3 protein-coding genes are annotated in these 4729 nt (G+C 63.9%); all 3 read left to right on the top strand.

Annotation, left to right across the window (positions count from 1 at the left end):
- A partial coding sequence (locus DBR24_RS20790) for a transglutaminase family protein (RefSeq protein ID WP_177490647.1) occupies positions 1-1184 on the top strand: 1184 nt, incomplete at its 5' end.
- Positions 1185-1272: 88 nt separating this feature from the next.
- Positions 1273-3759 (top strand): circularly permuted type 2 ATP-grasp protein, encoded by a 2487-nt coding sequence (locus DBR24_RS20785; protein ID WP_128615697.1) that lies wholly within the window; start codon positions 1273-1275, stop codon positions 3757-3759.
- Entirely contained in the window at positions 3759-4649 is an 891-nt protein-coding gene (locus DBR24_RS20780) for a transglutaminase family protein (protein ID WP_128615696.1), read from the top strand. The genes DBR24_RS20785 and DBR24_RS20780 overlap by 1 nt, the downstream gene beginning before the upstream one ends.
- Positions 4650-4729 lie beyond the last annotated feature (80 nt).

The raw sequence follows: 4729 nt of genomic DNA, 5'->3' as shown, positions 1-4729 counted from the left end.
GCCGCCACACCGGCACCGGCGGGGGCAACCATTTCGTGCTCGGCGGCGCGACACCGGCGGACTCGCCGTTTCTGCGCCGTCCGGACCTGCTGCGCAGTCTGATCAGTTATTGGCACAACCACCCGTCGCTGTCGTATCTGTTTTCCGGCTTGTTCATCGGCCCGACCTCCCAGGCGCCACGGGTCGACGAGGCGCGTAACGATGCGTTGTATGAGCTGGAAGTCGCCTTCGCGCAAATGCCGGCGCCGGGCGAGGAGTGTGCGCCGTGGCTGGTCGACCGGCTGTTGCGCAACTTGCTGATCGACGTCACCGGCAACACCCATCGCGCCGAATTCTGCATTGATAAGCTGTATTCCCCGGACGGTGCCACCGGGCGCCTCGGTCTGTTGGAGTTGCGCGCCTTCGAGATGCCGCCCCATGCGCGCATGAGTCTGGCTCAGCAGTTGTTGTTGCGGGCGCTGGTTGCACGATTCTGGCGCGAGCCCTATGCGCCGCCGAAACTGGCGCGCTGGGGGACTGAACTGCACGACCGCTTCATGCTGCCGCATTTCATCGAGCAGGATTTCGCCGACGTCATCGTCGAACTCAACAATGCCGGTTATCCATTGCGCGCCGAATGGTTCGCCGCGCATCTGGAATTCCGCTTTCCCAAGGTGGGCGATTACGCGGTCAATGGCATCGAACTGGAACTGCGGCAGGCGCTGGAGCCCTGGCATGTGTTGGGCGAGGAGGGCACGGCGGGTGGCACGGTGCGTTATGTCGATTCGTCGCTGGAGCGTTTGCAGGTCAGGCTCAAGGGCTTGCCGCCGCAGCGTTACCTGCTGACCTGCAACGGCATCCCGGTGCCGCTGCAACCGACCGGGCGGATCGGCGAGTTCGTTGCCGGCGTGCGCTTTCGGGCCTGGCAACCGGCCAATTGCCTGCAGCCGACGATTCCGGTGCACGCGCCGCTGGTGTTCGACCTGCTCGACACCTGGATGCAACGTTCGCTGGGCGGTTGTCAGTACCACGTGGCGCACCCGGGCGGGCGCAACTACGAGACACTGCCGGTCAATGCCAACGAGGCGGAGAGCCGGCGCATGGCGCGTTTCTTCCGCATCGGGCACACGCCGGGGAAACTTCCGATACCGAATCCGACCGTTTCCGACGAACTGCCGATGACGCTCGATTTGCGACGTTTCTAATTCCTGCGCGACGTGCGGATTTTTCGTATATCCGGGCGTCATCTGCCTGCGTTAGTCTGACCGTTCCTTGCTGTCTGCCGAGCTTTCCATGCCTGACCTGCTAGACCGCTACCCGCTCACTGCGGGCACTTATCACGAACTGCTCGATGGCAGTGGTGCAGTGCGCCCGCACTGGCAGCGGCTGTTCGATCATTTACAGCGCAGCAGCCCGGCGCAACTGGTGCAGCGTCAGGCGTTGCTGGCCCGGCAGATTCAGGAAAACGGCGTCACCTATAACGTCTACGCCGACCCGAAGGGCGCTGATCGGCCGTGGGAGCTGGATCTGCTGCCGCACGTGATCGCCGCTGACGAGTGGCAGCACCTGTCAGCCGGAATCGCCCAGCGGGCGCGCCTGCTCAATGCGGTGCTGGCCGATCTGTACGGCCCGCAACGGTTGATCAGCGAAGGGCTGTTGCCGGCGGAGCTGGTCTTCGGTCACAACAATTTTCTCTGGCCTTGCCAAGGCATTGCGCCGCCGGAAGCGACTTTTCTGCATTTGTACGCCGTGGATCTGGCGCGCACGCCGGACGGGCGCTGGTGGGTGACGGCGGATCGCACCCAGGCACCGTCGGGGGCCGGTTATGCGCTGGAAAACCGCACCATCGTCTCGCGGGCGTTTCCCGAGTTGTACCGCGATCTGAAGGTGCAGCACCTGGCGGGCTTCTTCCGTACCTTGCAGGAAACCCTCGCGCGGCAGGCGCCCTGTGACGACGACGCGCCGCTGGTGGTGCTGCTGACGCCCGGACGCTTCAACGAAAGCTATTTCGAACACCTTTATCTGGCGCGCCAGCTCGGTTATCCGCTGGTTGAAGGCGGCGATCTGACGGTGCGCGATGCCACGGTGTTCCTGAAAACCCTCAGCGGTTTACGCCGGGTCCACGCGATCATGCGCCGGCTCGACGATGACTTCTGCGATCCGCTTGAGCTGCGTACCGATTCGGCGCTCGGCGTGCCCGGCTTGCTGGAAGCGGTGCGGCAGGGTCGGGTGCTGGTGGCCAACGCCCTGGGCAGCGGTGTGCTGGAGTCACCGGGGTTGCTCGGGTTTCTGCCGAAGATCAATCAATACCTGTTTGGCGAAGAGCTGATCCTGCCGTCCATCGCCACCTGGTGGTGCGGCGAGGCGCCGGTGCTGGCGCAGGCCCTGGAAAAACTGCCGGAGCTGCTGATCAAACCGGCCTTCCCCTCACAAAGTTTTGCCCCGGTGTTCGGCCGGGATCTGAGTGAGCAACAGCGTCAGGCGCTCGCCGAGCGCATGCAGGCCCGGCCCTATGCCTACGTGGCGCAAGAGCTGGCGCAGCTGTCACAGGCGCCGATCTGGCAAGCCGAGGACGGCCAGTTGCAACCGCGGGCCATCGGCATGCGCATGTACGCCGTGGCCAGTCGCGACGGCTACCGCGTGCTGCCCGGTGGCCTGACCCGGGTGGCCGCCGAGGCCGATGCCGAAGTGGTGTCGATGCAACGCGGCGGTGCGAGCAAGGACACCTGGGTGTTGGGCGAGCGCCCGCCGAGTGGTGAGCAATGGAAAACCCAGCGTAATGTCGGTGTGCATGATCTGGTGCGCCGCGATCCATATCTGCCGTCACGGGTGGTGGAAAACCTGTTCTGGTTCGGCCGCTATTGCGAGCGTTGCGATGACAGTGCGCGATTGCTGCGCATCATGCTCGCGCGGTATGTCGATGGCGATGATCCGCAGGCCTTGCAAGCGGCGGTCGATCTCGGCGAGCGGCTGACGTTGTTGCCAGACGAAGGTGAATTGCCGGAGCGACTGCTCGCCGCATTGCTCGGTGAAGACTGGTCATTCAGCCTGCGTTCCAACCTGCAGCGCTTGCAGTGGGCCGCCTCGCAGGTGCGCGGCAAGCTCTCCCGGGAAAACTGGCAGGCCTTGGTGGAGTTGCAGCGCGAAGCCATGGAACTGGACACCGACGCGCCGGACTTCGGCGAGTTGCTGGACTTTCTCAACCGCCTGGTGATGTCGCTGGCGGCGCTGTCCGGGTTCGCCCTGGACGACATGACCCGCGACGAAGGCTGGCGCTTCCTGATGATCGGCCGGCGCATCGAACGCCTGCAGTTTCTCAGCAGCAGCCTTGCGGCGTTCCTGCGAGGGAGCGCCGCGTTCGATCAGGCGGGGCTTGAGTGGCTGCTGGAGCTGGGCAACAGCAGCATCACTTACCGTTCTCGTTATCTGGCGGTGGCGCAGTTGATCCCGGTGCTCGACTTGTTGCTGCTCGACGAACAGAACCCGCATGCAGTGTTGTTCCAGTTGAAACTGGTGACCCGCACGCTGAAACGCCTGAACGATGATTTCGGCGTGCCCCGCGAGGCCGGACTGCCGCAACTGGTCGAGCGTCTGGCACGCTTTGATCTGGGTTGTCTGGAGAATTCGCTGTTCGGCGAATCCAGCGTGCGCGCCGCACTCGATGGTCTGGCGGACTTGCTGCAAGACATCGCCGAGGCCAGCGGGCAAGTCTCGGATCGCCTGGCCCTGCGCCACTTTGCCCATGTCGATGATGTCAGCCAGCGTACGGTGTCGGTCTGATGAGCGCGAATTACCAGATCTTCCACGACACTTGTTATCACTACGACAGCCCGGTGTCGCTGGCGCAGCAATTGGCGCACTTGTGGCCCCGAGAATGCACATGGCAGCGCTGTACCGAACAGCAATTGCTGATCAGTCCGGAGCCGACAACCCGGCGTGACGAACTCGATGTCTTCGGCAATCCGCTGACCCGTCTGGCCTTCGAGCGGCCGCACGACGAGTTGCAGGTCAACGCACGGCTCACCGTTGAAGTGCTGGCGCGACCGCCGGCGGACTTCAATCTGTCCCCGGCGTGGGAGCAGACGTGCAATGCGCTGACCTACAGCAGTCAGCCGTTGTCCGCCGCAATGTTGGAGGCTTGTCGTTATCGCTTTCAGTCACCCTACGTGCACCTGAAACGCAGCTTCGTCGAGTTCTCCGAAAGCTGCTTCCCGCCGGGCCGACCTTTGATGCTGGGCGTGCAGGCCTTGATGCAGAAGATTTTTAGCGAGTTCACGTTCGATGCCGAGGCCACGCAGGTGGCGACGCCGCTGGTGGAGGTGCTGGAGCGCCGGCGTGGCGTGTGTCAGGACTTCGCCCACCTGATGCTCGCCTGTGTGCGCTCGCGAGGGCTGGCGGCGCGTTACATCAGCGGCTATCTGCTGACCCAGCCACCGCCGGGACAGCCACGTCTGATCGGCGCCGATGCGTCGCACGCCTGGGTGTCAGTGTTCTGTCCGGTATTGGGTTGGGTGGATTTCGATCCGACCAACAATGTGCAGCCGGCGCTGGAGCACATCACCCTGGCCTGGGGCCGGGACTTTTCCGATGTGTCGCCGTTGCGAGGGGTGATTCTGGGGGGCGGTAGCCACGACCCGGAAGTGCGGGTCACCGTCATGCCACTGGACTGAAGACAACTCGAGCGTGAGGAGCTTTTGTGGCGAGGGGATTTATCCCCGATCGGCTGCGAAGCAGTCGCCCAGTCCAGACA

Source organism: Pseudomonas sp. HMWF006, from assembly GCF_003061205.1.
GTDB lineage: Bacteria > Pseudomonadota > Gammaproteobacteria > Pseudomonadales > Pseudomonadaceae > Aquipseudomonas > Aquipseudomonas monsensis.
The sequence above is the reverse complement of the archived record's forward strand: the minus strand, read 5'-3'. Positions and strand labels throughout refer to the sequence as shown.

What these genes read in the sequence shown, in the direction of transcription:
- DBR24_RS20785 (WP_128615697.1), top strand. Translation starts at nt 1,273, where the DNA reads ATGCCTGACCTGCTAGACCGCTACCCGCTCACTGCGGGCACTTATCAC.
- DBR24_RS20780 (WP_128615696.1), top strand. Translation starts at nt 3,759, where the DNA reads ATGAGCGCGAATTACCAGATCTTCCACGACACTTGTTATCACTACGAC.